The sequence below is a fragment of the Methylobacterium sp. 17Sr1-1 genome (assembly GCF_003173775.1).
Classification (GTDB): Bacteria; Pseudomonadota; Alphaproteobacteria; order Rhizobiales; family Beijerinckiaceae; genus Methylobacterium.
This window is the reverse complement of record NZ_CP029552.1, coordinates 5,631,067-5,657,192: the sequence shown is the minus strand read 5'-3', so window position 1 is coordinate 5,657,192 and position 26,126 is coordinate 5,631,067. Positions and strand designations below refer to the sequence as shown.

Annotated in this window: 29 protein-coding genes; 6 read left to right on the top strand and 23 right to left on the bottom strand. The window is 73.0% G+C overall.

Translation table 11 applies throughout. The features are described 5' to 3' along the window. Window positions 1-56 precede the first annotated feature (56 nt). The 6 genes from DK412_RS25785 to DK412_RS30720 form a co-directional block, all read right to left on the bottom strand. Window positions 57-956, bottom strand: a complete 900-nt coding sequence (locus DK412_RS25785; protein WP_109974295.1) for an alpha/beta hydrolase — start codon at window positions 954-956, stop codon at window positions 57-59. 850 nt (window positions 957-1,806) lie between these two features. Further along, window positions 1,807-2,931, bottom strand: coding sequence for a metallophosphoesterase (locus DK412_RS25780; RefSeq protein ID WP_109974294.1), 1,125 nt, complete (start codon window positions 2,929-2,931; stop codon window positions 1,807-1,809). A gap of 119 nt (window positions 2,932-3,050) precedes the next feature. Next, window positions 3,051-4,100 (bottom strand): LLM class flavin-dependent oxidoreductase, encoded by a 1,050-nt coding sequence (locus DK412_RS25775; protein WP_109974293.1) that lies wholly within the window; start codon window positions 4,098-4,100, stop codon window positions 3,051-3,053. A 197-nt stretch (window positions 4,101-4,297) separates the two neighbouring features. Continuing rightward, window positions 4,298-4,582 carry a hypothetical protein gene (locus DK412_RS25770; protein WP_109974292.1) on the bottom strand — a complete coding sequence of 95 codons (285 nt, stop codon included), beginning with the start codon at window positions 4,580-4,582 and terminating at the stop codon, window positions 4,298-4,300. 155 nt (window positions 4,583-4,737) lie between these two features. Beyond that, a complete protein-coding gene (locus DK412_RS25765; protein ID WP_109974291.1) occupies window positions 4,738-5,235 on the bottom strand; it encodes a peptide deformylase in 498 nt (165 codons plus the stop codon). Window positions 5,236-5,244: 9 nt separating this feature from the next. Next, entirely contained in the window at window positions 5,245-5,415 is a 171-nt protein-coding gene (locus DK412_RS30720; RefSeq protein WP_164712239.1) for a hypothetical protein, read from the bottom strand. 153 nt (window positions 5,416-5,568) lie between these two features. Here DK412_RS30720 and DK412_RS25760 point away from each other — a divergent pair, with 153 nt between their 5' ends. Then, window positions 5,569-7,122 carry a Do family serine endopeptidase gene (locus DK412_RS25760; RefSeq protein ID WP_109974290.1) on the top strand — a complete coding sequence of 518 codons (1,554 nt, stop codon included), beginning with the start codon at window positions 5,569-5,571 and terminating at the stop codon, window positions 7,120-7,122. Window positions 7,123-7,190: 68 nt separating this feature from the next. On the opposite strand, the gene DK412_RS25755 is transcribed toward DK412_RS25760, so the two are convergent. The 3 genes from DK412_RS25755 to DK412_RS25745 all read right to left on the bottom strand — a co-directional run bounded on the left by DK412_RS25755 (window position 7,191) and on the right by DK412_RS25745 (window position 9,296). Further along, entirely contained in the window at window positions 7,191-7,814 is a 624-nt protein-coding gene (locus DK412_RS25755; RefSeq protein ID WP_109975496.1) for a TetR/AcrR family transcriptional regulator, read from the bottom strand. Then, window positions 7,811-8,284 carry a nuclear transport factor 2 family protein gene (locus DK412_RS25750; RefSeq protein ID WP_109974289.1) on the bottom strand — a complete coding sequence of 158 codons (474 nt, stop codon included), beginning with the start codon at window positions 8,282-8,284 and terminating at the stop codon, window positions 7,811-7,813. Before DK412_RS25750 ends, DK412_RS25755 begins: the two co-directional genes overlap by 4 nt. A gap of 133 nt (window positions 8,285-8,417) precedes the next feature. Further along, entirely contained in the window at window positions 8,418-9,296 is an 879-nt protein-coding gene (locus tag DK412_RS25745) for a hypothetical protein (protein WP_109974288.1), read from the bottom strand. 182 nt (window positions 9,297-9,478) lie between these two features. Here DK412_RS25745 and DK412_RS25740 point away from each other — a divergent pair, with 182 nt between their 5' ends. Continuing rightward, window positions 9,479-10,063 carry an XRE family transcriptional regulator gene (locus tag DK412_RS25740; RefSeq protein ID WP_109974287.1) on the top strand — a complete coding sequence of 195 codons (585 nt, stop codon included), beginning with the start codon at window positions 9,479-9,481 and terminating at the stop codon, window positions 10,061-10,063. Between the two features lie 40 nt (window positions 10,064-10,103). On the opposite strand, the gene DK412_RS25735 is transcribed toward DK412_RS25740, so the two are convergent. Beyond that, window positions 10,104-10,400, bottom strand: a complete 297-nt coding sequence (locus tag DK412_RS25735; protein WP_109974286.1) for a hypothetical protein — start codon at window positions 10,398-10,400, stop codon at window positions 10,104-10,106. Between the two features lie 307 nt (window positions 10,401-10,707). Between DK412_RS25735 and DK412_RS25730 the strand changes: the two genes are divergently transcribed. Continuing rightward, window positions 10,708-11,019, top strand: a complete 312-nt coding sequence (locus tag DK412_RS25730; RefSeq protein WP_109974285.1) for a hypothetical protein — start codon at window positions 10,708-10,710, stop codon at window positions 11,017-11,019. Between the two features lie 208 nt (window positions 11,020-11,227). Next, the gene (locus DK412_RS25725; protein ID WP_245447284.1) at window positions 11,228-11,443 is read left to right on the top strand and encodes a hypothetical protein; all 216 of its coding nucleotides are present in this window, start codon (window positions 11,228-11,230) and stop codon (window positions 11,441-11,443) included. 133 nt (window positions 11,444-11,576) lie between these two features. Here the strand turns inward: DK412_RS25725 and DK412_RS25720 are convergent, their stop codons facing one another. The 9 genes from DK412_RS25720 to DK412_RS25680 form a co-directional block, all read right to left on the bottom strand. After that, a complete protein-coding gene (locus tag DK412_RS25720; RefSeq protein WP_109974283.1) occupies window positions 11,577-12,263 on the bottom strand; it encodes a response regulator transcription factor in 687 nt (228 codons plus the stop codon). Further along, a complete protein-coding gene (locus DK412_RS25715; protein WP_109974282.1) occupies window positions 12,260-14,992 on the bottom strand; it encodes a sensor histidine kinase KdpD in 2,733 nt (910 codons plus the stop codon). Before DK412_RS25715 ends, DK412_RS25720 begins: the two co-directional genes overlap by 4 nt. Next, window positions 14,989-15,594 (bottom strand): K(+)-transporting ATPase subunit C, encoded by a 606-nt coding sequence (locus tag DK412_RS25710; protein ID WP_109974281.1) that lies wholly within the window; start codon window positions 15,592-15,594, stop codon window positions 14,989-14,991. The genes DK412_RS25715 and DK412_RS25710 overlap by 4 nt, the downstream gene beginning before the upstream one ends. Window positions 15,595-15,606: 12 nt before the next feature. Next, complete coding sequence (kdpB, locus tag DK412_RS25705; protein WP_109974280.1) at window positions 15,607-17,721, bottom strand: potassium-transporting ATPase subunit KdpB; 2,115 nt, start codon at window positions 17,719-17,721, stop codon at window positions 15,607-15,609. A gap of 67 nt (window positions 17,722-17,788) precedes the next feature. Further along, window positions 17,789-17,977, bottom strand: a complete 189-nt coding sequence (locus DK412_RS25700; RefSeq protein WP_109974279.1) for a hypothetical protein — start codon at window positions 17,975-17,977, stop codon at window positions 17,789-17,791. Window positions 17,978-17,979: 2 nt separating this feature from the next. Next, window positions 17,980-19,698, bottom strand: a complete 1,719-nt coding sequence (gene kdpA / locus DK412_RS25695) for a potassium-transporting ATPase subunit KdpA (RefSeq protein WP_109974278.1) — start codon at window positions 19,696-19,698, stop codon at window positions 17,980-17,982. Window positions 19,699-19,712: 14 nt separating this feature from the next. Continuing rightward, entirely contained in the window at window positions 19,713-19,802 is a 90-nt protein-coding gene (locus DK412_RS25690; RefSeq protein ID WP_099905332.1) for a K(+)-transporting ATPase subunit F, read from the bottom strand. Between the two features lie 252 nt (window positions 19,803-20,054). Further along, window positions 20,055-20,285: a hypothetical protein gene (locus DK412_RS25685; protein WP_109974277.1), complete on the bottom strand. Its 231-nt coding sequence runs from the start codon at window positions 20,283-20,285 to the stop codon at window positions 20,055-20,057. A 175-nt stretch (window positions 20,286-20,460) separates the two neighbouring features. Then, window positions 20,461-20,772: a polyhydroxyalkanoic acid system family protein gene (locus tag DK412_RS25680; protein ID WP_109974276.1), complete on the bottom strand. Its 312-nt coding sequence runs from the start codon at window positions 20,770-20,772 to the stop codon at window positions 20,461-20,463. Between the two features lie 305 nt (window positions 20,773-21,077). On the opposite strand from DK412_RS25680, the gene DK412_RS30375 reads away from it, so the two are divergent. Then, window positions 21,078-21,254: a hypothetical protein gene (locus DK412_RS30375; RefSeq protein WP_162596055.1), complete on the top strand. Its 177-nt coding sequence runs from the start codon at window positions 21,078-21,080 to the stop codon at window positions 21,252-21,254. A 232-nt stretch (window positions 21,255-21,486) separates the two neighbouring features. On the opposite strand, the gene DK412_RS25675 is transcribed toward DK412_RS30375, so the two are convergent. Beyond that, window positions 21,487-22,755 carry an O-antigen ligase family protein gene (locus DK412_RS25675; RefSeq protein ID WP_109974275.1) on the bottom strand — a complete coding sequence of 423 codons (1,269 nt, stop codon included), beginning with the start codon at window positions 22,753-22,755 and terminating at the stop codon, window positions 21,487-21,489. 226 nt (window positions 22,756-22,981) lie between these two features. Between DK412_RS25675 and DK412_RS25670 the strand changes: the two genes are divergently transcribed. Beyond that, entirely contained in the window at window positions 22,982-23,380 is a 399-nt protein-coding gene (locus DK412_RS25670; protein WP_109974274.1) for a hypothetical protein, read from the top strand. 39 nt (window positions 23,381-23,419) lie between these two features. Here the strand turns inward: DK412_RS25670 and DK412_RS25665 are convergent, their stop codons facing one another. From DK412_RS25665 to DK412_RS25655, 3 genes are all read right to left on the bottom strand, one after another. After that, on the bottom strand, window positions 23,420-24,619 hold the full coding sequence (locus DK412_RS25665; RefSeq protein ID WP_109974273.1) for an ABC transporter permease: 1,200 nt from the start codon (window positions 24,617-24,619) through the stop codon (window positions 23,420-23,422). Beyond that, window positions 24,616-25,599 (bottom strand): ABC transporter ATP-binding protein, encoded by a 984-nt coding sequence (locus DK412_RS25660; RefSeq protein WP_109975495.1) that lies wholly within the window; start codon window positions 25,597-25,599, stop codon window positions 24,616-24,618. The genes DK412_RS25665 and DK412_RS25660 overlap by 4 nt, the downstream gene beginning before the upstream one ends. Window positions 25,600-25,672: 73 nt before the next feature. Beyond that, entirely contained in the window at window positions 25,673-26,062 is a 390-nt protein-coding gene (locus tag DK412_RS25655) for a DUF2141 domain-containing protein (RefSeq protein ID WP_245447282.1), read from the bottom strand. Window positions 26,063-26,126 lie beyond the last annotated feature (64 nt).

Here is a 26,126-nt window from a genome sequence, read left to right as displayed (position 1 = left end):
GGTCGAGGTGCGGCGGGGTTCGGCGTGCGGTCGGTGCTTGCTGTCGGTGCTTGCGGTCACGGCGGCCCTGCGCCGTCGAGCCGGGACCGGATGAACGATCCCGCCTCGGCAAGGGCCGCGCGGCCCTCCTCCAGCTCCGGGTGGAACAGGTGCCAAGCGTGGATCATGTGCGGCCAGATCCGCAAGCTCACCGGCACGTCCGCCGCCCCGGCCGCCCCCGCCAGCCGGAGGGCGTCGTCGAGCAGGACCTCGGCGGAGCCGGCCTGGATCAGCATCGGCGGCAGGCCGGCGAGGTCCCCTGCAAGCGGCGAGACGAGGGCCTGGCGCGGATCGGCGCCGGCGAGATAGGCGTCCGCGAGCTCCGCCAGGTAGGCCCGGCCGAGGAGCGGGTCGATCGCGGCCTTGCTGTCGAGGGTGGCGCCCGAGAGCGTCAGGTCGACCCAGGGCGAGGAGAGCCAGAGGCAGCGCGGCGGCGGCAGGCCGGCCGCGCACAGCGACAGCACCGTCGCGAGGGCGAGGCCGCCGCCCGCGCTCTCCCCGGACAGCGCGATGCGCTCCGGCGCGACCCCCCGGTCGAGGAGGAAGCGGTATCCGGCGAGCGCGTCCTCGAGCGCCGCCGGGAAGGGGTGCTCGGGGGCGAGCCGGTAGGCGAGGGCGAGGGTGCGCGCCCCGGCCTCCCGCCCGGCCTGCGCCACGACGTGGCGGTGGCTGGCGAGCGAGCCGGCCATGTAGCCGCCCCCGTGCAGGAACAGGATCACCCGCGCCGGATCCGCCGCCCCCGTGCCGGTCCACTCGGCGGGCACGCCCCCGGCGCTCACGGGCTCCACCGTCACGTCCGGCGGCAAGGCGTAGTCGGCGCCGAGCCCGTCGAGGCGGGCGCGCCGGGCCGCGAGGTCGGCGGGGCGCGGCCGCGCGGCGAGGCGGGCGCGGATGCGGTCGAGTTCGGCGATCGACATCGGGGCTCCTCGGGGGATTCTCGCGCTGGGGACGGGAAGCCGTCAGGGGGCCGGCGCGCCCGGGGCTTCGCATCCGGGTCGCGGGCGCTCCCGGGCCACGTGATGGTACGGACGCGGACCGATGTCATGGAAAAGACCGCCTCCCGCCCACGAGGCAGACGACACGCCGGGCGTGCGGGCATTGCTGCGGATCATCGCGGCCCCTCCCGATGACTCTCTCGCGACTGCTGTGATCGACGATTCGACAGTCGCACCTGCACTGCGGCCGAGGTTGATATTTCCAGAAAATTTCTAAGATACAAGTTGCAAAATTACATCGTCACGATCGAGGATCTGCACTGCATTTGCCTTTATTTTTAGAGGTAGCTCCCATCATACGGATGGTCGGGTGTCTCCGACGCGGCTACGCCCAAATCGTTATGTCCACATCACCGATCGGTGGAGGGAACTCGTCGCGACGGCGCGTGCGGGCGATGCCGGGCCTGGGTCCGCGCCGGCCGCAGGGCTGTCCGTGGGAAAGGTGTGGCGCGGGGATCCTCCTCTCCCCGCGGGCGGGGAGAGGGCTGTGTCCCCGTTCAGGGGACACAGCGAGGCGCAGCCGAGGGTGAGGGGGTGGTGCCGGAGGAGCCTCATCCGGGAATACCCCCTCACCCTCGCTCCGGCTTTCGCCTTCGCTTGCCGTGTCTCCTGAACGGAGACACGGCCCTCTCCCCGCCCGCGGGGAGAGGGGAAACCCGCGCCATTTCTTTTCCCTGGACAGCCCTGCGCCGGCCGGGGGGCCGCGCCTCACCGGAACGGAGGGGGGAGGATCCGGCGCGCGGATCCCCCGAGCCTCACGCGATGGGCGGGCTCAGGCGCCGGGCGCGGCCCGCAGGGTGAAGCGGGTCATCTCGGCGGGCCGGCCGAGCCGGAGCGCGAAGCCCGGCCAGATCCCGGTGCCGTTGCCGACATAGAGGACCATGCCGGCGACGTCGTAGCGGCCCGAGACGAAGCCGTTGTTGCCCCGCGCCACCAGCCGGTCGAGGCCGAGGATCATCCCGCCATGGGTGTGGCCGGAGAGCTGGAGCGCGACGCCCCGGGCCGCCGCCCGCTTCGCGGCGCGGGGCTGGTGGTCGAGGAGCACCACCGGCGCGCCGGGGGGAGCGCCCGCGAGCGCCGCCGCGAGGTCGGGGCCGGCCTCGCCGGCGGCCGGGGCCGAGGCATCGGTGACGCCGGCGAGCACGAGGCGGGCCTCGCCCCGGGCGAGCACCGCGTGGGCGTTCGGCAGCATGGTGAGACCGAGGCCGGCGAGGTGGCGCATCCAGGCCGGGTAGTCGAAGAAGTACTCGTGGTTGCCCGGAATGCCGAAGACCCCGTCCGGCGCCCGCAGGTCGCGCAAGGGGGCGACGTCGTCCCGGCGCATCGCCACCGAGCCGTCGATGAAGTCGCCGGTCACCACGATCAGGTCGGCGTTCGCCCCATTGGCGCGGTCCACGACAGTGCGGGCCCAGGAGGCCGGGAAGAGGCGGCTCAGGTGCAGGTCGGTGAGCTGGAGCAGCCGGTAGCCCTCGAAGGCCGGCGGCAGGCCGGGGATCGCCACCGCCACATCCCGGACCGGCGGCACCCGCACCGCGTTGGCGACGCCGAGGGCCGCGAGACCGGCCGCGAGCGCGGCCGCCGCGAGCCGCACCCCGTCCGGGACGGCGACCGGGCTCCACCGCAAGAGGGCGGTCGCCAGGGCGCCGAGATCGACCAGGATCTGCAGCACGGCGAGCAGCAGGATCGCGCCGAACGCCCAGTTGAGGACGAGCACGATCCCGCGCGGGAATTCGGGCGCGAAGACCGAGCCGGAGGAGAGCCGGTTCCAGAGGTGGAACTGCGAGGCGGCGAGGAGCAGCGGGGCGAGGACGCCCTTGGCGGCGAACGGCAGCCCGAGGGGCGCGAGCCAGCGCACGATCACGTAGGCGCAGGGCGCCGCGAAGATGAGGTGGAAGATGGCGGGTCTCCTGTCGTCGCCCGATCGCGGTTCCTGGCCCTCCCGTACCGGCCCCGGGGCGCGGCGGGGAGGGGCTTATCAGACCGAGATAGGGCGACGCACCGACGCCCCCGCCGAGACTATCCCCGCATCTCGCCCGGCATCTCGCCGAGCATCTCGCGCACCAGCGGCGCCACCTTGGTCCCGTAGAGCTCGATCGAGCGCATCAGCCGGTCGTGCGGCAGCGGGCCGGCACTGTACTTGAGCTGGAACCGGCCGAGGCCGAGCCCCTTCACCGTCGCGGCGATCTTCCGCGCCACCGTCTCCGGGCCCCCGATATAGAGCAAGCCGTGATCGGCCTCGCGGTCGAATTCCTGCCGCGTCATCGGCGGCCAGCCGCGCTCGGCGCCGATGCGGTCGCGCATGCGCTTGTAATCGGCGAAGAATTCCTCGCGGGCGCCCGCGTCGGTCTCGCCGACATAGCCCGGCGAATGGACGCCGATCGGCCGGACCGTGCGGCCGAGCTGGGCGCAGGCCCGGTGGTAGAGATCGACGTAGGGGCGGAAGCGCTGCGGCTCGCCGCCGATGATGGCGAGCATCAGGGGCAGGTCGTGGTGCACCGCCCGCACCACCGAGTTCGGGCTGCCGCCGACGCCGATCCAGGTGGTGGGCGGCGTCTCCGGAATCGGGAAGACCGACTGGTTGTCGAGCGACGCCCGGGTGGTGCCCTGCCAGGTCACCGGCCCGCCGGCGAGCAGCGCGGCGAACAGCTCCAGCTTCTCCTCGAACAGGGTCTCGTACTGGTCGAGCGGGTAGCCGAAGAGCGGGAACGACTCGGTGAACGAGCCGCGGCCGAGGATGACCTCGGCGCGCCCGTTCGAGAGGCCCTGCAGGGTCGAGAAGCGCTGGTAGACCCGGACCGGGTCGTCGGAGCTGAGTACCGTCACGGCCGAGCCGAGGCGGATGCGCTCCGTGCGCCCGGCGATCGCCGCGAGCACCATCTCGGGCGAGGACACCGAAAAGTCCTCGCGGTGGTGCTCGCCGATGCCGAAGAAGTCGAGCCCGACCGCATCGGCCAAAATCCCTTCCGCGACCACGTCGCGGATGACCTGGCCGTGGGGCAGGAGCTCGCCGTCGCGGGCGGTGACATCCCCGAACGTGTCGAGGCCGAATTGCAGGGCGTGTGTCATGGCGGAGAAGATGGACGCGGTCGTCCGCGTTTGAAATGCGCAGCACTGCAAGGACGGGCTTGCAACGGCGCATGGGAGTGGACCCTGAACCACCCCCGCCGCCAGGCCCGACAACGCTCGGCGTCCCCCGCCTGTACCTAGTGGAGATCCCGGGGCTTGCCCGGGACCGCCCGGAGAGGGGAACGCCCCCGATGATCTCAGCGCGGGACGATGTGCAGCCCGTCATCCGGCAGCAGGTTGCGCGCCGGGCCGCCGGTCTGCTGGCCGCCGCCCTGCTGGTAGGCGGGCCGCTCGGGATGGCGGTCGTTGTCGCCGCCGGTGTCGTACACCCAGGGGGCGGACCACGGGGCGCGGCCGCCGACAGTGCCGGTGGCGTCGATGTCGCGCGGGCCGTAGCGGTAGGCCGGGCCCGGCTGGGCGGCAGCCGCGAGCGTCGTCGCCAGCAGGGCGGCCGGGATCAGGAGGGTGCGGAGGTGGCGCATCGGCGTCCTCGTCGAAGAGTGGCGGCCGCCGAAAGCGGCCGGATTGCCGAGGTAACGGCCACGCCGGGCCTGCCGTTCCGGCATCGACGGACAGCCTGCCCGGCCGGGGCTTCCCGTCCGGTTAAGGCGGCGGCCCGGGCGACATCCCGGAAGGGTCAGCCCCGCCGCAGCTTGGCGTAGCGCTTGAGCACCCGCTCGCGCTTGAGGCGCGACAGCCGCTCGATCCAGAACAGGCCGTCGAGCTGGTCGATCTCGTGCTGGAGGCAGGCGGCGGAAAAGCCCTCCTCCTCGGCCTCGTGCGCGGTGCCGTCGAGGTCGTGCCAGCGCACCCGCACCCGGGCGGGCCGCTCGACCTCCTCGTCGACGCCCGGCATCGAGACGCTGCCCTCGCGGTGGCGGGCGGTCTCGGGCGAGGCCCAGACCAGCTCCGGGTTGACGTAGACCCGCGGCGCGAGGTCGAGCCCGGCCCGGATGATCGTCAGCCGCACCGGCGCGCCGACATGCGGGCCGGTGAGGCCGAGCGCCGAGACCGCGAGCAGGGTGTCGAGCAGGTCGCCCGCGACAGTGCGCAGGGCCTCGTCGAAGGCGGTGACCGGGGGCGCGGCCAGACGCAGGCGCGGATCGGGGTAGAGCACCAGGGGGAGGGCGGGCATTGGATCCTGCTAGCGGGTGTGGAACGATTCGGGCCACAGGCCGGCCCGCTCGATCCCGACGACCAGCACCACCACGGCGAGCGCCACCGCGAGCACGACCAGCAGGTTGCGGCCCGGCACGCCCCGGGCGATCAGCACCAGGACGAGCAGCAGGGAGATGACCGAGACGACGACGTCCATGGGGATCCTCGGGGTGCGGGGGATCGGGGCGGGCCGGAGGCGCCTGACCAAACCGTAATCTTCACGCCACGGGCCGGTCAGGGCCGCCGACCATAATGGCTCCATCGACCGGCCGCGAGCGCGGCCCTCGCCAGACGGAGCCTTGAGACCCCGATGACCCAGACCACCGAAACCTCCCGCGGGACGTCCTCCGAGACCCGCCGCTTCCACCGCAAGGCCCTCGCCTCCGTGGCGGCCGTCACCCTGGTGGCCACCGGCGCGCTCGGCACCGCCTTCCTGCCCCCGAGCAGCCCGGCCTACGCCCAGGCCCTGCCGCAGACCCCGATCACCACCGCCGAGCACCCGCCGGGCAGCTTCGCGCCGATCGTCAACCGGGTGAAGCCGGGCGTCGTCTCGGTGAAGGTGTCGCTGAAGGACGACGCCTCGGACGACGAGGAGGGCGGCGGCCAGCCGAACCTGCAGAACGTGCCGCCGCAGCTGCGCGAGTTCTTCCGCCGCTTCGGCGAGGGCGGCCCCGGCGGCAACATGGGGCGCCCGCAGCGCCACGGCGGCGGCGCGGCGCAGGGGTCGGGCTTCTTCATCTCGGCCGACGGCTACGTGGTGACCAACAACCACGTGGTGAACAACGCCAAGACGGTCGAGGTCACGCTCGACGACGGCCGCACCCTGCCGGCCAAGATCATCGGCACCGACCCGAAGACCGACCTGGCGCTGCTCAAGGTCACCGACGGCGCGCCGTTCCCCTACGTGAAGCTCGCTCACGGCGCGCCGCAGGTCGGCGACTGGGTGGTGGCGATCGGCAACCCGTTCGGTCTCGGCGGCACGGTCACCGCCGGCATCGTCTCGGCCCGCGGCCGCGACATCGGCGCCGGCCCCTACGACGACTTCCTGCAGATCGACGCGCCGATCAACAAGGGCAATTCGGGCGGGCCGACCTTCAACGTCTCCGGCGAGGTGGTGGGCGTCAACACCGCGATCGCCTCGCCGTCGGGCGGCAATGTCGGCCTCGCCTTCGCGATTCCCTCCGAGACCGTGCAGGCGGTGGTCGACCAGCTGCGCACCGACGGCAAGGTCGCCCGCGGCTATCTCGGCCTCCAGATCCAGCCGGTGACGAAGGACATCGCCGACAGCCTCGGCCTCGACAAGGCCAAGGGCGCGCTGGTGACCAGCGCCCAGGACGGCACGCCCGCCGCCAAGGCGGGGCTGAAGTCCGGCGACGTGGTCCAGGCGGTGAACGGCGAGCCCGTGACCGATGCCCGCGAGCTGTCGCGCAAGATCGCCTCGCTGAAGCCCGGCACCAAGGTCGACCTCGCCTATCTGCGCGGCGGCAAGGCCGAGACCGCCCAGGTGACCCTCGGCTCGCTGCCGAACGACACCAAGGTGGCGAGCCTCGACGATCGCGGTGGTCGCCGCGGCGACAGCCAGCCGCGGCTGGGCCTCGGCCTCGCGCCGGCGGATCAGGTCGGGGCCGGCCGCGAGGGCGTCGCGGTGGTGAGCGTCGATCCGGACGGCCCGGCGGCGGCCAAGGGCATCCAGGAGGGCGACATCATCCTCGACGTCGGCGGCCAGCCGGTCTCGACCCTCTCCGACGTCGCCGCCCGCATCCGCGCCGCGGAGACCGACGGCCGCAAGGCGGTGCTGATGCGGGTCAAGAACGACAAGGGCACCCGCTTCGTGGCGATCGGCCTGCAATCCAAGAACGGCTGACCAAGAACGGCTGATCCTCCGAACGGACGGTCCGGCGCCGGCCCCGCGAGGGGCCGGCGCTCTTCATGTCAGGGGGGCGGCGCCCGTCCGGAAGCCCGCTCCGCGCCCGCCGCGGGGCGGCCCGCGCCCTCGCCGAGCGCCGCCGCGAGCCGCGTCGCGAGCCGGTCGAGGGTCCGCCCGAACAAGCCGGGATCCTGCAGCGCGCTCGCCGTCACCAGCGCGCCCTGGATCGCCGTGACGGTCTCCTCGGCGAGGTCGAGGGCGCAGGCCTCGGCCACCCCGCCCCGGGCGAGAGCGGCGGCGACCGCATCGCGCCAGGCGGCGAAATAGGTGTCGATGCGCCGGGCGAAGGCATCGCGGGTCGTCGAGAGCGCGAAGGCGCCGACGAGGCAGACGCGCCGCCCCGACCGGAAATACCCGTCCGTCTCCGCCAGCATGGCGCGCAACGCCGCGGCAGGGTCCGGATCCTCACGCAGGGGGCGGAACATCCGCACCTCGAACCACGCCTCGATCTCGGTCAGCACGCAGGCGGCCATCTCCTCCTTCCCACCGGGGAAGAAGTGGTAGAGGCTGCCCTTGCCGAGCCCGGTGCGCCGGGAGATCGCCGACAGGCTCGCCCCCTCGTAGCCGTGCTCGCGAAAGGTCTCCGCCAGCAGCGGCAGGATCGCCTCGCGGGTCTGGGGCGCCCTCAGAGCCCCAGCTCCGTCAGGCCGGGATGGTCGGCCGGGCGGGGCCCGGCCCGGTCCCAATGGAAGAGGCGCTCGCCCTCGGTGATCGGCAGGTCGTTGATGCTGGCGTGGCGTACGGCCATCAGGCCGTTCTCGGCGAACTCCCAGTTCTCGTTGCCGTAGGCGCGGAACCACGCCCCGGACCCGTCGTGGAACTCGTAGGCGAAGCGGACCGCGATGCGTGCGTCCGACCAGGCCCAGATCTCCTTGATCAGGCGGTACTCGTGCTCGCGGGCCCATTTGCGGGTCAGGAACGCCACGATGGCCGGGCGGCCCTGGAAGATCTCGGCGCGGTTCCGCCACCGGCTGTCCGGCGTGTAGGCGAGGGCGACTTTTTCGGGGTTGCGGCCGTTCCAGCCGTCCTCGGCGGCGCGGACCTTCAGGAGGGCGGTCTCGCGGGTGAAGGGCGGCAGCGGCGGGCGGCTCTCGGACATGGCAGGGCTCCTCTTCTGTACCGATCGGTAAACTGGCGTCGGGACAGCGTCAAGCGTGCCGGATCCCGCCGGAGACCGGCCGCGAGACCGACGGGGACCAGGTTCGGGAGAGCCGGGCGAGAGGCCGGCGGAATCAGGTTCGGCAGAGCCGGGCGAGCCGCCGGCCGGCGATCCGGCCGCGGGGCGTGCCGTCGGTGCGCACGGCCTCGCCCGCGAGCGCGATCCGGGTCGGGTTCTCGATCAGGGTGTAGCGGGTGCGCGCGGCCGGCAGGCCGAACTGCACCGCCCAGAGCCGCAAGGAGGCGCAGAAGGTGCGCAGGGTCGCGGGCCCGAAGCGCAGCGGATCGAGTACCGGCGCGACCTCGGCGGCGCCGTAGGGCAGGGCGCGGAAGCCCGCGAGCCGGTCCGGGCGGCCCTCCGCGAGGGCGAAGGCGGCGCTCGATTCCAGCCCCAGGGCCCCGGCGCGGTCCGGCGGGGCGGTGGTGAGCGCGACGGAGAGCGGCTGCTCGGCCACCAGCACCACGGCGCGGTCGGGCGCGCCGGCGAGGTCGACCGCCAGGGGGCGGTAGCCGGCGCCCGGCTCGCGCGGCACGGTGAAGACGAGGCCGACGAGGTCGAGGGCGGCGGCAGAGCCCGAGACCCGGTCGGGATGGGCGGTCCAGCCGATCAGCCGCTCGCGCTGGGCCCTGCGCTCGGCCGCCACGTCGGGGATCTGGATGTCCGGATCCTGAAGCGTGCCGCGGATCGGGGGACCTGCGGGAGCGCCCGCGCAGACCGGGCAGGGCCGATCGGGGGCCGGCCCCTCGCCCGACGTGGGCCGGTCCGGCAGGCGGGCCGGCATCGGGACCGAGCCCGGAACCGCCTCGGTGGCCGCTCCGGTGGCCGCGTCCTGGGCCGGCCGCGGCCGCAGCAGGCCGATGCGCGGATCGAGGGCCGCGATCACCGCGAACGGGATCGCGACGGCACCGAGGGCCGCCAGGCCGAGCCGCAGATGCCCGCTTCCGTCCCGCACGCTCCACCGTCCCGCTTGCGCGCACCCGTGGCGCGATCGCGCCACTATGCACCCGTTCTCACGGAAATTGCGTCCGTGACAAAGACTTAGGCGAAAAACCTGGGGATGACGCCGCCCGCCCCTTGCCCTCTGCCGCAACGTCACGGGTGAGGGGCGCACGAATGCCGTATAGGCTGGGCGCCATGACGATGCCCGCGCCCGATCCCACCGACGGCCTCGCGCGCCGGCTGCGGCTGGAGCGCGAGGCGCGGGGCTGGTCGCTCGGCGACCTCGCGGCCCGCTCCGGCGTCTCGAAGGCGATGATCAGCAAGGTCGAGCGGGCCGAGGCGAGCCCGACCGCGGTGCTGCTCGGACGGCTCTCGGGGGCGTTCGGGCTCACCCTCTCGACCCTGTTGGCCCGGGCGGAGGGGGAGACGGGCCAGCTCGCGCGCGCCGCGGCGCAGCCGGTCTGGATCGATCCGGCGACCGGCTACCGACGTCGGCAGGTCTCGCCGCAAGTCTCGCCCCTGGTGGCGGAGAATCCCCTCGACCTGACCGAGGTGGAGCTGCCGGCCGGCGCCGAGGTCGCGTATCCGGCGGCGTCCTACGCCTTCCTGCGCCAGATGATCTGGATGCTCGACGGCACCCTGACCTTCCGGGAGGGAGATACCGTCCACGTGCTCGAGCCCGGCGACTGCCTGGCGCTCGGAGCGCCGGCCGACTGCATCTTCGCCAACCGGAGCGCGCGGCCCTGCCGCTACCTCGTCGCCGTGGTGCGGCAGCGCTGAAAGCTGCGGCAGCGCTGAAAGCTGCGGACGTGCCGGAGGCTCAGGCCGCGCGCCGGGCGAGGATGCTGCGGGCCTCGGCGCCGCCGCGCAGGAAGCCGTAGACCAGCACCGGCCAGCAGAACAGCAGCACCGCCAGCGGCACCGGCATCTGCCAGCCGACGATCGCCCCGACGATGCCCGCCGCGGAGCCGACGAAGCGGAAGTAGAACACCGGCACCGCGACCACGAGGGCGACGAGGACCGGCACGCCGAGCACCGCGGTCAGCCCGGCCTGCACCGCCAGGAGGTTGGTCACGCCCATGGCCAGGAACACCAGGAAGGCGGCAATCTGCGTCATTGGATCCTGCTCTCGCGCTCAGCGAACCGTCGGGGCCACACAGCAGGCGAGCATGGCTTTTTCTGGGGCGCGACGGAGCATGGTGGCCGAGCGTGGCCCGCCCGCCACAGCCGTGTCGGCCGCGCCTTCATCTAACGGTCATACCCCTCCCCAGCCGCACCGGTTTGGATCAAGTTATCCACAGCGCGGACGGTCACAGATCCGCGGGGGCGACAGTGCAGGGGGCACGATGGACGCGCGGGCGTTGCTCACCCAAGTCCAATGCAACATCGGGACGACGTGCGATCGAGCGGTTCGGCAGGCATCATTGATCGAGACCCGCGAGCGGAACGGATTGCCGACCGATCACGAGCGGAATGTCCTGCGCGGCATTCGCGTGTCGCTCGGCCTGGAATACCATCACGAGGACCTGCTGCTGGCCGCTATGGCGGACGAGGCGCACTCCACCCCGCCGGCCCGCCGCGCCTGCCACCGCGGCACCGGGGAGGATTGCCCGCTGCCTGTCCGCTGCTGCGCGACCCTGGCGGCGACCGTCAGGCTGCCGTCGCCGGCAGCCTGGTCGCCGGGGGTCTCGTCGTCGCAGAGAGCCCTGTCGCACTCGGCCGCCGCGCCGCGCTGATTCGCGAAGTCGAGCCCGCATCCGCCACCCGCGGGCGCCCGGAAGCGAGGCGCCGCCACCACAGCCGCCACCGACCCGCCGTCCCGGCCAGGGCCGCTCCCCTCGGGCGGCGCCACGTTCCCGGCCTATCCCGGGCGCTGTGGCGCCGGAGCACTGGCGGCCGGCCCGGGGCGGTCGTCTCGTACGGCGAAACCAGGGAGCCGCCACCTTGCCCACCCCGTTGCCCGTCCCGTCGGACGCGCCGCTCTTCCTCCACCTCGCCGGGTCGCTGGCCTTCGTGGCCGTCGCCGGCCGCGGCATCGGCTGGGCCCTCGACGCCTGGGTGCGGCGCGCGCCCGAGGCCGCGCCGCCCGTCGAGCCGGAGGACGCGACCGGGACGGAACCGGCCGAGGCGCCGCCTCATACCAACGGCCTAAGATGCTGACGCATCAACGTCGATCTCGGGCAGGCCCGAGATCGACGGGGCCGTTGGCCTATCTCGAATTTTCGACACCAAGCCAAAGGCTTGGCGAAAATCCGAGAACGGCACCAAAGGTCGTTTTCAACGACCGTTGGTATCACTCCGGCGCCCGCATCCGGTAGCCGACCCCGGTCTCGGTCAGGATGTAGCGCGGGCGCTCGGGCTCGGGTTCGAGCTTCTGGCGCAGCTGGCGCACGTAGACCCGGAGATATTGCGGGTCGGCCGCACTCCCCCAGACCTCGCGCAGCAGGTGCGCGTGGGTGAGCACCTTGCCGGCATGGTGCACGAGCAGGCGCAGCACGTCGTATTCCTTCGGCGACAGCTTCACCTCGCGCTCGCCCACCCGGACGATGCGGCGCACCAGGTCGACCGAGAGATCGCCGACCCGGAAGACCGGGCGCTCGCCGCCCACCGCGAGCTGGTGGCGGAGCGCCGTGCGCATCCGGGCGAGCAGCTCGTTCATGCCGAAGGGCTTGGTGACGTAGTCGTCCGCCCCGAGGTCGAGCGCCTCGACCTTGCCGGCCTCGTCGTCGCGGCTCGACAGCACGATCACCGGCAGGTCGGGCTTCGCCGCGCGGATCCGGGCCAGGAGCTCGTGGCCCTTGATGTCGGGCAGGCCGAGATCGAGGATCGCCAGGGCGAAGGCCTCCCGCTCGAGAAGCTCCAGGGCGGTACGGCCGTTTTGCGCCTCCGCCACGGCGTAGCCCTGGCTGCCGAGGCCCACGCGCAGGAGCCGGCGGATCGGCGGCTCGTCGTCGATCACCAGGATGCGGATGTCGGTCACGCGGCGTCCTCCAGGGCGGCGCGGGGCACCGGGACGATCAGGGTGAAGGCGGCCCCGGGACCGTCGCCCCGGTTGCGGGCGGTGATCCGCCCGCCCATCGCCTCGACGAAGCCGCGGGAGATGGCAAGCCCCAACCCCGTTCCGGCCCGGACCCGGTCGCTCTTCCTCACCCGGTAGAAGGTGTCGAAGATCCGCTCCTCGTCGCCCGCCGGGATGCCCTCGCCCTCGTCGAGGATCCGCAAGACCACCGCGTCGCCCTCGCGCCAGCCCTCGACCCGCACGAGGCTGCCCTCGGGGGCGTATTTGGCGGCGTTGTCGAGGAGGTTGAACAGCACCTGCTCCATCAGCACCGCGTCGAGGCTCAAGCTCGGCAGGCCCGGCCGCAGCGCCAGCGCGACGCGGTGGTGCGCGAGGATCTTGGCCGCCCGCTCGAGCGCCGTGCCGACGATCTCCCCGAGATCGTGAGGAGCGAGGTTCGGGGCCAGCGCCCCGGATTCGAGCTTCGTCATGTCGAGCAGGTTGGCGATGAAGCGATTCAGCCGCTCGGCCTCGTCGATCACCGTCGCGAGCAAGTCTCCTGTCGCCTCCGGGTCGAGGGCGTCGCGCAAGTCGCGCAGGGTCGTGGCCGAGCCGAGCACCGCGGCGAGCGGGGTCTTGAGGTCGTGCGAGAGCGACGACAGCAGGGCCTGGCGCAGGCGGTCGGTCTCGGCCGAGCGCCGGGCGCGGTCGAGATCCTCGACGAGGTGGACCCGCTCGATGGCGAGCGCGCCCTGGTCGGCGAGCGCGTCGAGGAGGCGGCGCTGGTCGGGGGTGAGGAGCGGCCCCGGCTTGTCGCCGTCGAGCCCCACCACCCCGACCATGCCGCGGCCGGTGCGCAGGGGGAGGAACAGGCGCTTGGCTCCCGGCAGGGTGTCGGCCCCGCGGCCCGCCGGGCGGCCGTGGTCGAAGGTCCACCTGGCCGCCGCGAGGTCGGCCTCGTCGAGGAAGTCCTCCGGCGGGTAGCCGGCCATCACGGTGACGGTCCCCGCGTTCGCCCCGTCCATTTGCGGCAGCAGCAGCACCACCCGCAGGCGCAGCATCAGGGCGATCTGGTAGGCGGTGGCCCAGAGCACGTCGTCGAGGGTGCCGCAGCCCGCGAGCTTGCGCGAGAAGCCGTAGAGCGCCTCCGTCGCCTTGCTGCGCGCGCGCGAGATCGTCGCCTCGGCCCGCACCCGGGCGGCGAGGTTCGAGACCACCACCGCCACGAGGGTGAAGAAGAACAGCGCGACGACGTTGGTCGGATCGGCGATGGTGAAGGTGTAGAGCGGCGGCAGGAAGAAGAAGTTGTAGGCGAGCGACGAGGCCAGGACCGCGGCGAGCGACGGGGTCAGCCCGAAGCGCACCGCCACCGCCACGACGGCGGTGAGGAAGACGAGGTCGGTGCTCTCGTGGCCGAGGGAGGATTGCAGCGCGAGACCCAGACCCAGGGCGGCGCCGACCGCCGCGAGGGCGGCCGCGTAGGGCAGGAGGCTCGGCCGGGGCGGGGCTGCGGTGGGCACGCCCTTGTGGGCGGCGGGCGCGCCTGCGACCTCCTCGCCCGCCACGACGTGGACGCTGATCGGGCCGGAGCGGCGCAGGAGGTCGTGCACCACCGAGCCGTTGAGAAGCTCGAACCAGCGCGAGCGGGTCGACTTGCCGATCACCACGTGGGTGGCGTTGTGCTCGCGGGCGAAGCCCACCACGTCATCGGCGATGCGGCCCTGGCTCGGCAGGGTCGCGGTCTCTCCGCCGAGGCGCTCGGCGAGCCGCAGGGTGTCGGCGATGCGGTCGCGCTCGGCCTCGCTCAACTGGGCGCTGCGCCGGCTCTCGACCGTGAGCGCCGTGAACGGCGCCCGCAGCCGGTCGGCGAGGCGCTTGGCGTAGCGCACCAGCCCGGCGGAGCGCGGATCCTCGCTGACGCAGACCAGCACCCGCTCGCCCGCCGCCCAGGGACCGGGGATGGCGTGGGCGCGCATGTGGGTGACGAGCTGGTCGTCGACCTGCTGGGCGGTGCGGCGCAGCGCCAGCTCGCGGAGCGCCGTGAGGTTGCCGGGGGAGAAGTAGTGCTTGAGCGCCCGCTCGGCCTGGTGCGGCAGGTAGACCTTGCCCTCCTGCAGGCGCTGGATCAGGTCGCCGGGGGAGAGGTCGATCACCTCGATGTCGTCGGCCCGGTCGAGGATCGAATCCGGCACCGTCTCGCGCACCCGGATCCGGGTGATCTGCGCCACCACGTCGTTCAGGCTCTCGACGTGCTGGATGTTGAGGGTGGTGTGGACGTCGATGCCGGCCTGGAGCAGCTCCTCGACGTCGAGGTAGCGCTTGGGGTGGCGCGAGCCCGGGGCGTTGGTGTGGGCGAGCTCGTCGACGAGGGCGAGGCGGGGCTTGCGTGCGATGAGCCCGTCGAGATCCATCTCGGCGAGCGCCGCGCCGCCATACGGGGCGGCGCGGCGCGGCAGCACCTCGAGCCCGGCGACCAGGGCTTCGGTCTCGGGGCGGCCGTGAGTCTCGACCACGCCCACCACCACGTCGACGCCTTCGCGCAAGCGCGCATGCGCCGTGGTCAGCATCTCGTAGGTCTTGCCGACCCCCGGCGCCGCCCCGAGGAAGATTTTCAGGCGCCCGCGCCCGGGCGCCTCCCGGCGCGCCTGCGCCAGGAGAGCGTCCGGCGAGGGACGCAGGCCGTCCCGCGAGGGACGCAGGCCGTCCCTCATCGACCCTGGGCGTCGAGGGCGCGGTTGAGGGCGAGGACGTTGACCCGGCGCTCGCCGAGAACGCCGAGGCTCGGCTCCCGGACCTGCCCGGCGACGAGGGCGCGCAACGCATCCTCCGGGACGCCGCGGGCACGCGCCACCCGGGGCACCTGGAACAGGGCTGCCTCGGGCGAGACGTCGGGGTCGAGGCCTGAGCCCGAGGTGGTGACGAGGTCCTGCGGCACCGGGTCGGCGGGGTTCTCCGCCTTGAGGGCCGCGATGTCGGCCTTCACCCGGTCGATCAGCGCCGGGTTGGTCGGCCCGAGATTGGCGCCGCCGGAATTGGCGGCGTTGTAGGGCGCCGCCACCGTCTTCGCGGCGTCCGCCGGATCGGGCGCCACGGTCGCCGAAGGGCGGCCGTGGAAGTAGCGCGGGCTGGTGAAGCTCTGCCCGATGAGGGCGGAGCCGATCGGCGTGCCGTCGGGAGCGCGGACGAGGCTGCCTTCGGCTTGCGCCGGAAACAGGCGCCCGGCGAGGCCGGTCATGGCGAGCGGGTAGGCGAGACCGGTGACCAAGGTCAGGCCGGTGAGGAGCACGAGGGCGGGGCGGAGGTGCCGGAGCATGGCGGTATCCAATCAAGCCAGGTGGAGGGCGCTCACGGCGAGGTCGATCACCTTGATGCCGGCGAACGGCACCACGATCCCGCCGAGACCATAGATCAGGAGGTTGCGCCGCAGCAACGCAGCGGCGCCGACGGCGCGGTAGCTCACCCCGCGCAAGGCGAGCGGGATCAGCGCCACGATGATCAGCGCGTTGAAGATGATCGCCGACAGGATCGCGCTCTGGGGCGAGGCCAGCCCCATCACGTTGAGGGCCTGGAGCTGGGGGTAGAGCCCGACGAACATCGCCGGGATGATGGCGAAGTACTTCGCCACGTCGTTGGCGATCGAGAAGGTGGTGAGCGCGCCGCGGGTCATCAGCAGCTGCTTGCCGATCTCGACGATCTCGATGAGCTTGGTCGGGTCGGAATCGAGGTCGACCATGTTGCCGGCCTCGCGGGCCGCCACCGTGCCGGTGTTCATCGCCACGCCGACATCGGCCTGGGCCAGAGCCGGGGCGTCGTTGGTGCCGTCGCCGCACATCGCCACGAGCTTTCCTTCAGCCTGCTCCTTGCGGATCAGCGCCAGCTTGTCCTCGGGGGTGGCCTGGGCGAGGAAGTCGTCGACGCCGGCCTCGGCGGCGATGGCCGCCGCGGTCATCGGGTTGTCGCCGGTGATCATCACCGTGCGGATGCCCATCCGGCGGAGTTCCGCGAAGCGCTCAGCGATGCCGCCCTTGACGATGTCCTTGAGGTGCACGACCCCGAGGAGCTTGCCGTCGCGGGCCACCGCCAGCGGCGTGCCGCCGGCCTTGGCGATCTCCTCGGCGATCCCGCGCACCTCCTGGGCCGCCGCCGGATCGAGGCGGGGTTGCAGCACCCGGGCCGCGCTACCGGCGCCGACGAGGGACGGGGCGGAGTCCAGGCTCGCGATCACCGCCTCGACCGCGCCTTTGCGGATCGACGAGCCGTCGAGGTCGATGCCCGACATCCGCGACTGGGCGGTGAAGGGCACGAAGGTGGCGGCGAGGCTTCCCATGTCGCGGGCGCGGATGCCGTGGGCCTCCTTGGCGAGCACCACGATCGAGCGGCCCTCCGGCGTCTCGTCGGCCAGCGAGGCGAGTTGCGCCGCATCCGCCAGCGTGCCGGCAGTGATGCCGCGGACCGGGCGGAACTCCGTCGCCTGGCGGTTGCCGAGCGTGATCGTGCCGGTCTTGTCGAGGAGCAGCGTGTCGACGTCGCCCGCCGCCTCGACGGCGCGGCCGGACATGGCGAGCACGTTGAACCGCACCAGCCGGTCCATGCCGGCGATGCCGATCGCCGAGAGCAGCGCGCCGATCGTGGTCGGGATCAGGGTGACGAAGAGCGCCACCAGGACGGCGAGGGGGATCGCGCCGCCGGCGTAAGCGGAAAAACTCGGGATCGAACCCACCGCGAACACGAACACGATGGTGAGGCCGGAGAGCAGGATGTTGAGGGCGATCTCGTTGGGGGTCTTCTGCCGGGAGGCGCCCTCGACCAGCGCGATCATCCGGTCGATGAAGGTCGCGCCGGCGGCGGCCGTGATCCGCACCCGGATCCAGTCGGAGAGCACCTGCGTGCCGCCGGTCACCGCCGAGCGATCGCCGCCGGATTCGCGGATCACCGGGGCGGATTCGCCGGTGATCGCCGCCTCGTTGACCGAGGCGATGCCCTCGATCACCTCGCCGTCCGACGGGATCACGTCGCCGGCCTCGACCAGCACCACGTCGCCGACCTTGAGCCCGGCCCCCGGCACGGTCGCGTAGCCCTCGCGCGGGCCGCCGGGCACGGCGGCGGGGCCGGCGAGCAGCTTCGCGGTGGTCTCGGTGCGGGTGCGGCGCAGGGAATCGGCCTGCGCCTTGCCGCGCCCTTCCGCCACCGCCTCGGCGAAGTTGGCGAACAGCACGGTGAACCACAGCCAGAGGATGATCTGGCCGGTGAAGACGAGGTTCTGGCCGCCGGTGACCAAGTCGCGGAGGAACAGGATCGTGGTGAAGGCCGCCACGACCTCGACCACGAACATGACGGGGTTCTTCACCATCTGGCGCGGGTCGAGCTTGGTGACCGCGCCGAGGCAGGCCGGCCCGATCAGGGCGGCGCTGAGGAGGGAGGATTTTTGGGACTGGGCCATGATCCTGGGATCCGGATGAGGCGGGAGGACGGCGGCGCTCAGGCGCCGCCGGGATCGTCGGGTGAGGTCAGGGCGCCAGCGCCGCGCCGCCGAGCATGATCGCCGCCCAGAGAGCGCCGGAGCCGAGCAGGGCGAGGCCGGTGAGCGCCAGGACGATGTCGCAGGGTCGCAAAGCCGACCGGTCGGGGCGCGGGCCGGAGCGCGGCCGGTGCCGGGCGAGCCCGCGGCGGAGGCGGGCGGCGTGAGCGGTGGTCATGGTCAGCCCCCCGCCGCCGCGAAGGTCTGGCCGGCCGCGCCCGCCAGGTGCTCGACGATCGGCCCGAGCGCCAGCGACGGGAAGAAGGTCAGGCCGCCGACGATCAGGATCACCCCGACGAGGAGCCCGACGAACAGGCCACCATGGGTCGGGAAGGTCCCGGCGGAGGCCGGTACCGTCTTCTTCGCGGCGAGCGAGCCGGCGATGGCGAGCGCCGGGATGATGACGAAGAACCGCCCGACCAGCATCCCGGCGCCCAGCGTCAGGTTGTAGAACGGGGTGTTGCCCGACAGCCCCGCGAAGGCCGAGCCGTTGTTCGCCGCCGCCGAGGTGAAGGCGTAGAGGATCTCCGAGAAGCCGTGCGGGCCGGCATTGGCGGGCCCCGCCAGCCCCGCCGGCAGCACGGTGGCGAGCGCGGTGAAGCCGAGCATCATCAGCGGCAGGCAGAGGATGGCGAGCATCGCCATCTTGACCTCGCGCGCCTCGATCTTCTTGCCGAGATATTCCGGCGTGCGCCCGACCATCAGGCCGGCGACGAAGATCGCCACCACCACGAAGACCAGCATGCCGTAGAGCCCGGCGCCGACACCGCCGACGATGATCTCGCCGAGCTGCATGTTGACGAGCGGGATCAGGCCGCCGAGCGCCGTGAAGGCGTCGTGCATGGCGTTGACCGCGCCGCAGGAGGCGGCCGTCGTCACCACCGCGAACAGGGCCGAGCCGGGGATGCCGAAGCGCAGCTCCTTGCCCTCGAGGTTGCCGCCCTGGAGCCCCAGCGCGTTCAGGAGCGGGTTGCCGGCGCCTTCCGCCCCGTAGGTGATGGCGGTGCCGGCGAGGAACAGCACGCCCATCGCGGCGAGGATCGCCCAGCCCTGGCGCTCGTCCCCGACCATGCGGCCGAACACGTTGGTGAGGGCGGCGCCTAAGCCGAAGATCGACACCATCTGGATCAGGTTCGAGAGCGCGGTCGGGTTCTCGAACGGGTGGGCGGCGTTGGCGTTGAAGAAGCCGCCGCCATTGGTGCCGAGCATCTTGATCGCGACCTGGCTCGCCACGGGGCCGAGCGCGATCGTCTGCTTTCCGCCCTCGAGCGTCGTGGCCTCGGCGTAGGGTGCGAGGGTCTGCGGCACGCCCTGCCAGACCAGGAACAGGGTGGTGACGATGCAGAGCGGCAGCAGCACGTAGAGGGTGCAGCGGGTCAGGTCGACCCAGAACGAGCCCACCGTGCGGGCGGACGCCCGGGAGAAGCCGCGGATCAGCGCCACGGCGAGCGCGATGCCGGTCGCCGCCGAGAGGAAGTTCTGGTGCGTCAGCCCCAGCATCTGCGACAGGTACGAGAGCGTGCTCTCGCCGCCGTAGTTCTGCCAGTTGGTGTTGGTGACGAAGCTGACCGCCGTGTTGAAGGCGAGGTCGGGGGCCACCGCGCCCTGGTCGGCGGGGTTGAACGGCAGGAGGCCCTGCAGCCGCAGGATCCCGTAGAGCAGGACGAAGCCGGCGGCGTGGAAGACCAGCATCGCGCCGGCGTAAGCGAGCCAGTGCTGCTCGTGGGCCTCGTCGATGCCGGCGAGGCGATAGAGGCCGCGCTCGACCGGGCGCAGCAGGGGCGAGAGGGGGGTGCGCGCGCCGGTGAAGACCCGGGTCATGTAGAGACCGAGCGGCTTCACCAGGGCGAGGACGATCGCGCAGAACAGCGCGATCTGGAGCCAGCCCGAGAGAGTCATGGGATGTGCCTCCTCTAGAACCGCTCGGGCCGCACGAGGGCGTAGGCGAGATAGGCGAGCAGCCCGAGGGTCATCAGGCCGCCGAGCCCGTAATCGAGGGTCATCGCGGGCCTCCTCACAGGCGTTCGCACAAGGCGACGTAGCCGAGGGACAGGGCGAAGAAGCTCAAAGCCCCCGCCAGCATCAGGAAATCGAACATGGGTGTCCCCGCCGGGCGGCGCGGGGAGTGACGGGCGCCGCCGCAATCGAACCGGACCGTGAGCCACGGTCCCGGTCCTGGAGATCCACCCGAACGCATAGGGATTCGAGAGGGGCGCGGGGGGCGCGGTATCAAGGCCGCATAAAGACGGGCGGGATCAGGGGCGGCGCGCGGCCCGGACCGCCTCCCGCAGGCCGGCGCAGGCGTGAGCCTCACTGCCGGCGGCCTCGCAGGCGGCCTGGAGCGCCCGCCCGTCGATCCGCAGCACGCAGGTGGTGCCGTTCAGGAAACCGTGGACGAAGAACCCGCAGAGCCGGCAGGCGGCGCGCACGGGGGCCAGGGCCGGCCGCCGCGCCCCGTCGCCCGGAGGCCGGACGCGGCGCAACATCCCGCTCGGCGCGGCCCGCGCGCACCGGTCGTCAATCCCATCCATCGCGTGTCCCCGGCGACGCGCCTCGACCGGGGATCTCTGCGACCGGGGACAGGGGGAAAGCGATGCGGCCGGACGGGCCGCGATATCAGGATTCCATCAAGGCCCGGTCCCGGCGGCCGGGCCGCGAGGGTCAGGCCGCCAGGAGTTCCCCGCCCTTCTCGGCGATGACCTCGCGGACCTTGCCGGAGAAGACCCCGAGCAGCAGCGGCAGGCGGACCTCGACCCGGGCGGCCGTGTCCTCGACCGCGATGGTGCCGCTGACCGTCTGGCCCATGGCGCCGACCACGAAGGCGAGGGTATCGCCGTCCCAGACCGGATCCTGCATCGTGAGACCGGCCTTCTGGACGAGTTCCCGGCCCTGGCCCAGGCGGGACTCGATGCGCCGGCGCGCCTCGACCCGGCCGATCTGGTGGGGAATCTCAACGACCAGGGGCTTCGCCATCACCGTCTCCGCGGCCCGCCGCGCCCCCTCCGGGCCGGCTTTAGGGGCACGATTCTCCGGCAGGGCCGAATCATCCGTGGTTGAAATTCATGATGCTGCGGGGGAATTCAATCCGGAGCGGACGCGGAGGAACCGGGGCGGGGGTTAGGGGCCGGTATCGGGGACGCGACCGTTGCAGCCGGGCGTCACGCCCCGCGCCATCCGGCCGGGACCGCCGGGGGGCGCTGTCCAAGCCGCCCGGCTTGGCGTAGGGGACCCGGGCGGGACGAGGGGCGCTTGTGCGCCCGACGGAGTGGAGGCGGGTCTTGAGCGCGATCGAGCGGGGAATCCTCGGCGCCATCGCCGTGTGCATCGCGGCCACGGCCGCCCTGTGGTGGCTGGCGATGCCGGACGAGCCGGTGCGGGCCCTGCAGGACGGTCTGGGCTCCGCCGCGCTCGCCACCATCATCGCGGGCGCGGCCGCCCTCCGCTCGTCCGAGTGAGAGGCCGGTGACACCGGCCGGGAAGCGCCTCGTCGCGCGCCTGATGCGCTGGCTCATCGCCGGATTCGTCGCCTTCGCGGTGCTCTGGATCGCCTTCCACCTGCGCTGAGGCGGGTCCGGGCTGAAGCCTTGTCCGACGAAGGGGATGCCGGTTCGCCGCAGGCAATGCTGCAAGATCAAAGACCGGGAGCCTCACCCGATCGCGGTGCGATCGGGTGAGGCTCCAGGGTTCTCAGGCCGGCAGCGCCACCGGCCGCCGGTGCACCGCCCGGCGCTGCCCCAGCACCGCGCAGGCGCCGCCGAGGACGAACCACATGTACCAAGTGGGGATCAGATAGTAGAGCATGTTGTCCGAATAGGCCATCGACAGGTAGCCGGCCGTCATCGCCAGGAGCATCCAGGCCCAGCGCTCGCCGCGGGCGATCAGCCGTCCGATCTGGGCGAGCAACCGCGCGTAGAGCCAGAGATAGGCGAGGAAGCCGATCACCCCGGTCTCGAACAGGAACTGCACGTAGACGCTGTGCGAATCGATGGTGTCGTTCTCGAGCCGCAGCGGAACGAACTGTGCCACGTAATGCCCGAAGCTCGACAGGCCCCAGCCGAAGAGCGGGCGCTCCCAGAACCAGGTCATGGCACCCTGCCACAGCAGCAACCGGAAGGCGTACGAGTTCAGCTTCTCGTAGGCGTCCATGGTGTTGCCCTGCTGTAGGTCGGCGAGGCGCTCGGCGAATTCCGGCACCGCCAGCAGCGCCACCGGCAGACCCAGGAAGTAGAGCAGGGTGCGCCGGTCGAAGAGGAGACCGTGGGTGACGAGGATCAGGCCGGCCCCGGCCCAGGCGCTGCGGGTCTTGGTGAGCAAGAGCAGCGCGAGCAGGACCGGGACGTAGAGGACGAGCGCCCGGCGCAGCCGTGGCGTGAGCGCGAAGCTCCTGCCCGCGAGCAGCGTCAGGACGACAGCCAGGACCGTCATCAGGTAGAAGGCGTAGATGTTGGGGTGCGGGAAGCTGCTGTAGACCCGGATCCCGTCCTCGCCGAACTCCGCCCAGCCCATGGCGAGCTGCAACCCCGCATAGAGCGTCGGCCCGATCGAGCCGGCGACGATGAGCAGCAGGAAGCGGCGCAGGTCGGCGAGGTCGCGCACGAAATAGAAGGCCAGAAGGCAGAAGGCAGCGTGGGTCGCCAGCAGCATCACCAGCCGGATCGCGGTGCCGGGATCGGGGGCGAACCGCGACGAGACGAAGCAGACCAGGAGGAGCGGCAGCCACAGGGCAGCGGTCGGCGCCGTGCTGACCCTTGGCCGGGTCACCACGCAGGCGACCGCCACCGCCAGCACCGCGAGGTTCACCGACGCGCCGACCCCCATATCCTCGAGGCCGCCGGTCTTGGTCATATCGAAGACGGGATCGAGGGCCGAGCGCGTCAGCAGCACCGCCTCGACGAAGCGCCGCGGCCCGGCGAACCAGGCGAAGAGGATCAAGAGGGCGCTGGCGGCGATCAGCATCGGTCGTCCCACTCCCGGATCGGCCGGACGCGTGGTCGGGCCGGCGCCCTGCTTAACCGTCCCGGCGCCTCGGCGAAGCGCCGCAAAAGGGAGAGGCCTCCCCCCGCAAGGCGTAAGCGCCGCCGGCCGTCGCTGCGGCACGGTTCCCGCAGCGGCAGGTGTCGCCCCGGGGCCGCGGTGCTGCTAAGCTGGGGCCATCCGAATCCGGACACCCGATCGATCGACGATGCGCCTCTCCCTCGCCTCCCTGCTCCTCCTCGGCGCGCTCGCCGCCCCGGCCCACGCCCAGACGACGGCGCCCGCCCCGAACCCGTTCGGCCCCGGCGCGGCGCGTCCGAACCAGGCGCCGCCGCCGAACCCGCCCGCCATCCCGGTCAAGCCCGCGGCCCAGGCTCCCGCCACCGCGGCGCCGGCCGGCCAGCACGCCCCGGCCGCCGGCGCGGTCTTCCCCACCGCCGTCTCGCCGAAATACGCCAAGGAGCCGGCCGGCAGCGCCCGCCAGCACACCTGCCTCGACCAGTACAACGCCAACAAGGCGGCCGGCGGCGCCGGCAACGGCGGCCTGAACTGGATCGAGAAGGGCGGCGGCTACTACTCGGAGTGCAACAAGCGGCTGAAGGGCTGATACGACTTTCGGAAGGAATCTTCCGGAAGTCGGCTTCGCTCAGGCCCGCGGCGGGCCGGGGGCCGGCCGCGCCGTCAGCGCCAGCGCCGTGCCCAGGCCCGCGACGGCGAGCCCCGCCAGCACCGTCCAGGCCGGCCAGGCGGCACCGGCGCCCTCGGCCAGCGCCGCCTGGTAGGCCTCGATCGCCCAGGCGTTGGGGGTGAGCCAGCCGAGGCTCTGGAGCCAGGGCGGCATCAGGAAGCGCGGCACCATGCTGCCGCCGACCGCCGAGAGCAGCAGCACCCCGAAAGTCGAGACGAGATGGGCCTGCTGGCGGGTGCGCGCCGCCGCGCAGGCGGCGAGCCCCAAGCCCGCCGCCATGGCGGCGACCAGCACCCCGGTGACGAGCCAGGACGCGGCGTGCGGCCCGATCGAGACGCCGTAGAGGAGCGCCGCCGCCCCGAAGATCAGCGCCCCCTGCACGATCCCCTGGAGCACCAGGAACAGGAACTTTCCGAGCACCACCACCGGCAGGCCGCCGGGGGCGGCGGCGAGGCGGTCGGCGATGCCGGACTGGCGCTCCTCGACGAGCGACAGGGCGCCCTGCATGGCGGCGAAGAGCAGGAACACCGCCGCGATCGCCCCGGCGTAATAGGCGACGCGCGCATTCCCGCCGTGTCCCTCCGCCGTCGAGACGCGCGCCACCAGGGCGGCGAAGGAGAAGGCCTCGCGCTTCTCGCGGCTCTCGGCGAAGGCCTTGTCGAGGAAGGCGCGCTCGTCCGGGCCGATCTTGCCGGTGCGCTCGACGTCGGCGACGACCCGCGACAGGACCACGTCGGGCAGCGCCTCGTTGAGCACCCGCTGCACCTGGCCGAGCGCGATCGGGGTGGCGAGCGCCCGGGCCGGGCTCTCGACGACGAGGATCGGCGCGTCGCTGGCGCCGCTTCCCGCCGCGAGGTCGCCGCGCAGCACCAGGGCCACGTCGACCTCGCCCCGGCGCACCGCCGCCACGGGATCGCCGTCGAGGAGCGCGATGCGCAGGGCCGGATCGGCCTGGAGCGCGGTCACGAGGCGGCCGGTCGTGGCGGTTCGGGCCTGGTCGAGGAGTCCGACCTGGATGCGGATCCGCTCGCCGACGGCGCCGGAGAAGATCGCCGCGAAGACGCAGAAGATCACGGTCGGCAGCACGAAGGCCATCACCAGGGCGGCGCGGTCGCGCCACAGGGTGAGCAGCATCACCCGGAACGCGGCGACGATCATGCGGGGACCTCGGCGGGGGCGGGGACGGGACCGCCGGGCGGCTCCCCCGCCGTCACGTCGCGGTAGAGCCCATCGAGGCCCGGCTCGCGCACCCGGATCTCCCGCACCGGCACGCCGTGGCGGCGCAGGTGCGCCAGCAGGGCCGCACCGTCGCGCCCGCCCGCCACCGCGTCGCCGGCGCGCCAGGTCGCCCGCCACGTCAGAGGGGAGGCCGGGTGGAAGCCCGCCTGGCGCAAAGCGGCGGCGGCGGCCGGGCCGGCAGCCTCGGCGAGCGCCACCTCGTGCTCGGGGGGCCCGGCCCGCAGGCCGGCGAGCAGGTCGGCGAGGCGCCCGTCGAGGCGCAAGGCGCCGTCCTGGAGCACCAGGACCCGGTCGGCCAGGCGCTCGGCCTCGGCGAAGTCGTGGGTGGCGATCAGCACGGCGGCGCCGCGCGCGGGCAGGCCTTCGAGCACGGCGTGGATCGCCGCCCGGGCGGCCTGGTCGACCCCTTGCGTCGGCTCGTCGAGGAGGACGAGGGCGGGCTCGGCAAGCAGCGCCACCGCGATGTTGGCCCGGCGCTGGTAGCCGCCGGAGAGCACCCCGACGAGGCGGCCCGCCGCCTCCTCGAGCCCCGTCCGCGCCAGCGCCCGGACCACCGCCGGCTCCCGCGCCGGCCGGGGCAAGCCGGCGAGGCGGGCGAACACTTCGAGGTTCTCGCGCACGGTCAGGCGCGGGTAGAGGGCGATCTCCTGCGGCACCCAGGCGATGGCGCGCCGCACCCCGGCCTCGCGCGCGGGATCGCCCCCCGACACCCGCACGCTGCCGCTGTCCGGGACGAGGCGGCCGGCGAGCAGCCGCATCAGCGAGGTCTTGCCCGCGCCGTTGGGGCCGAGCAACGCCACGGTCTCGCCCCGCGCCAGGACGAGGTCGATGCGATCGAGAACCCGGCGGTTGCGGTACGAGAAGGCGAGGTCGCGGACGCGCGCCGCTGCATCTGGCATCATGCCGTCAGAACAGCAGAGCTTTGCGGCATTCCGAGGGAGTGCCATCCGGGGGCATGTTTTAGCCCGGCGCCTACCGCGCCGGCAGGGCGCGGGTGAGCCGCACCCGCAAGGCGGTGCCGGGCTCTGCGAGGCGGAAGGCGGCGGCGGAGAAGTCCGGGCGGCCCCGGCGGCCGGCGCCGTTCGAGAAGCCGTAGGGCTCGGTCGGCAGGCCCAAGCCCGTGCGTCCGAGGCGGCCGTCGCCGTCGACATCCTGGAATGCCGCCACCGCGTAGGTGCCCGGCGGTACGTCGGAGAAGCCGAAGCGCAGGCTCTGGGCCACGGCCGGGCCGCTCTGGCCGATGCGGCAGGATTCCTCGGCGAGCGATCCGGTGCAGAGCGCGACGAAGACCCGGCCGGCCCCCGGCTCGACCCCGTCGACCTCGACCGAGAGGCTCGCCGCCGCCGCCGGCGCAGCCAGCACGGCGAGGAGGGCGGCGACGGCGAGGACAGCGTCCGATCGGGCTGCAATCGGACGCTGTCCTCGC

Excerpts from the sequence above, each read along its gene's own strand:
- DK412_RS25785 (WP_109974295.1), bottom strand. The coding sequence starts at position 956 with ATGTCGATCGCCGAACTCGACCGCATCCGCGCCCGCCTCGCCGCGCGG.
- DK412_RS25775 (WP_109974293.1), bottom strand. The coding sequence starts at position 4,100 with ATGACACACGCCCTGCAATTCGGCCTCGACACGTTCGGGGATGTCACC.
- DK412_RS25770 (WP_109974292.1), bottom strand. The coding sequence starts at position 4,582 with ATGCGCCACCTCCGCACCCTCCTGATCCCGGCCGCCCTGCTGGCGACG.
- DK412_RS25765 (WP_109974291.1), bottom strand. The coding sequence starts at position 5,235 with ATGCCCGCCCTCCCCCTGGTGCTCTACCCCGATCCGCGCCTGCGTCTG.
- DK412_RS30720 (WP_164712239.1), bottom strand. The coding sequence starts at position 5,415 with ATGGACGTCGTCGTCTCGGTCATCTCCCTGCTGCTCGTCCTGGTGCTG.
- DK412_RS25760 (WP_109974290.1), top strand. The coding sequence starts at position 5,569 with ATGACCCAGACCACCGAAACCTCCCGCGGGACGTCCTCCGAGACCCGC.
- DK412_RS25750 (WP_109974289.1), bottom strand. The coding sequence starts at position 8,284 with ATGTCCGAGAGCCGCCCGCCGCTGCCGCCCTTCACCCGCGAGACCGCC.
- DK412_RS25740 (WP_109974287.1), top strand. The coding sequence starts at position 9,479 with ATGACGATGCCCGCGCCCGATCCCACCGACGGCCTCGCGCGCCGGCTG.
- DK412_RS25735 (WP_109974286.1), bottom strand. The coding sequence starts at position 10,400 with ATGACGCAGATTGCCGCCTTCCTGGTGTTCCTGGCCATGGGCGTGACC.
- DK412_RS25715 (WP_109974282.1), bottom strand. The coding sequence starts at position 14,992 with ATGAGGGACGGCCTGCGTCCCTCGCGGGACGGCCTGCGTCCCTCGCCG.
- DK412_RS25710 (WP_109974281.1), bottom strand. The coding sequence starts at position 15,594 with ATGCTCCGGCACCTCCGCCCCGCCCTCGTGCTCCTCACCGGCCTGACC.
- kdpB (WP_109974280.1), bottom strand. The coding sequence starts at position 17,721 with ATGGCCCAGTCCCAAAAATCCTCCCTCCTCAGCGCCGCCCTGATCGGG.
- DK412_RS25700 (WP_109974279.1), bottom strand. The coding sequence starts at position 17,977 with ATGACCACCGCTCACGCCGCCCGCCTCCGCCGCGGGCTCGCCCGGCAC.
- kdpA (WP_109974278.1), bottom strand. The coding sequence starts at position 19,698 with ATGACTCTCTCGGGCTGGCTCCAGATCGCGCTGTTCTGCGCGATCGTC.
- DK412_RS25690 (WP_099905332.1), bottom strand. The coding sequence starts at position 19,802 with ATGACCCTCGATTACGGGCTCGGCGGCCTGATGACCCTCGGGCTGCTC.
- DK412_RS25685 (WP_109974277.1), bottom strand. The coding sequence starts at position 20,285 with ATGTTGCGCCGCGTCCGGCCTCCGGGCGACGGGGCGCGGCGGCCGGCC.
- DK412_RS25680 (WP_109974276.1), bottom strand. The coding sequence starts at position 20,772 with ATGGCGAAGCCCCTGGTCGTTGAGATTCCCCACCAGATCGGCCGGGTC.
- DK412_RS25675 (WP_109974275.1), bottom strand. The coding sequence starts at position 22,755 with ATGCTGATCGCCGCCAGCGCCCTCTTGATCCTCTTCGCCTGGTTCGCC.
- DK412_RS25670 (WP_109974274.1), top strand. The coding sequence starts at position 22,982 with ATGCGCCTCTCCCTCGCCTCCCTGCTCCTCCTCGGCGCGCTCGCCGCC.
- DK412_RS25665 (WP_109974273.1), bottom strand. The coding sequence starts at position 24,619 with ATGATCGTCGCCGCGTTCCGGGTGATGCTGCTCACCCTGTGGCGCGAC.
- DK412_RS25660 (WP_109975495.1), bottom strand. The coding sequence starts at position 25,599 with ATGCCAGATGCAGCGGCGCGCGTCCGCGACCTCGCCTTCTCGTACCGC.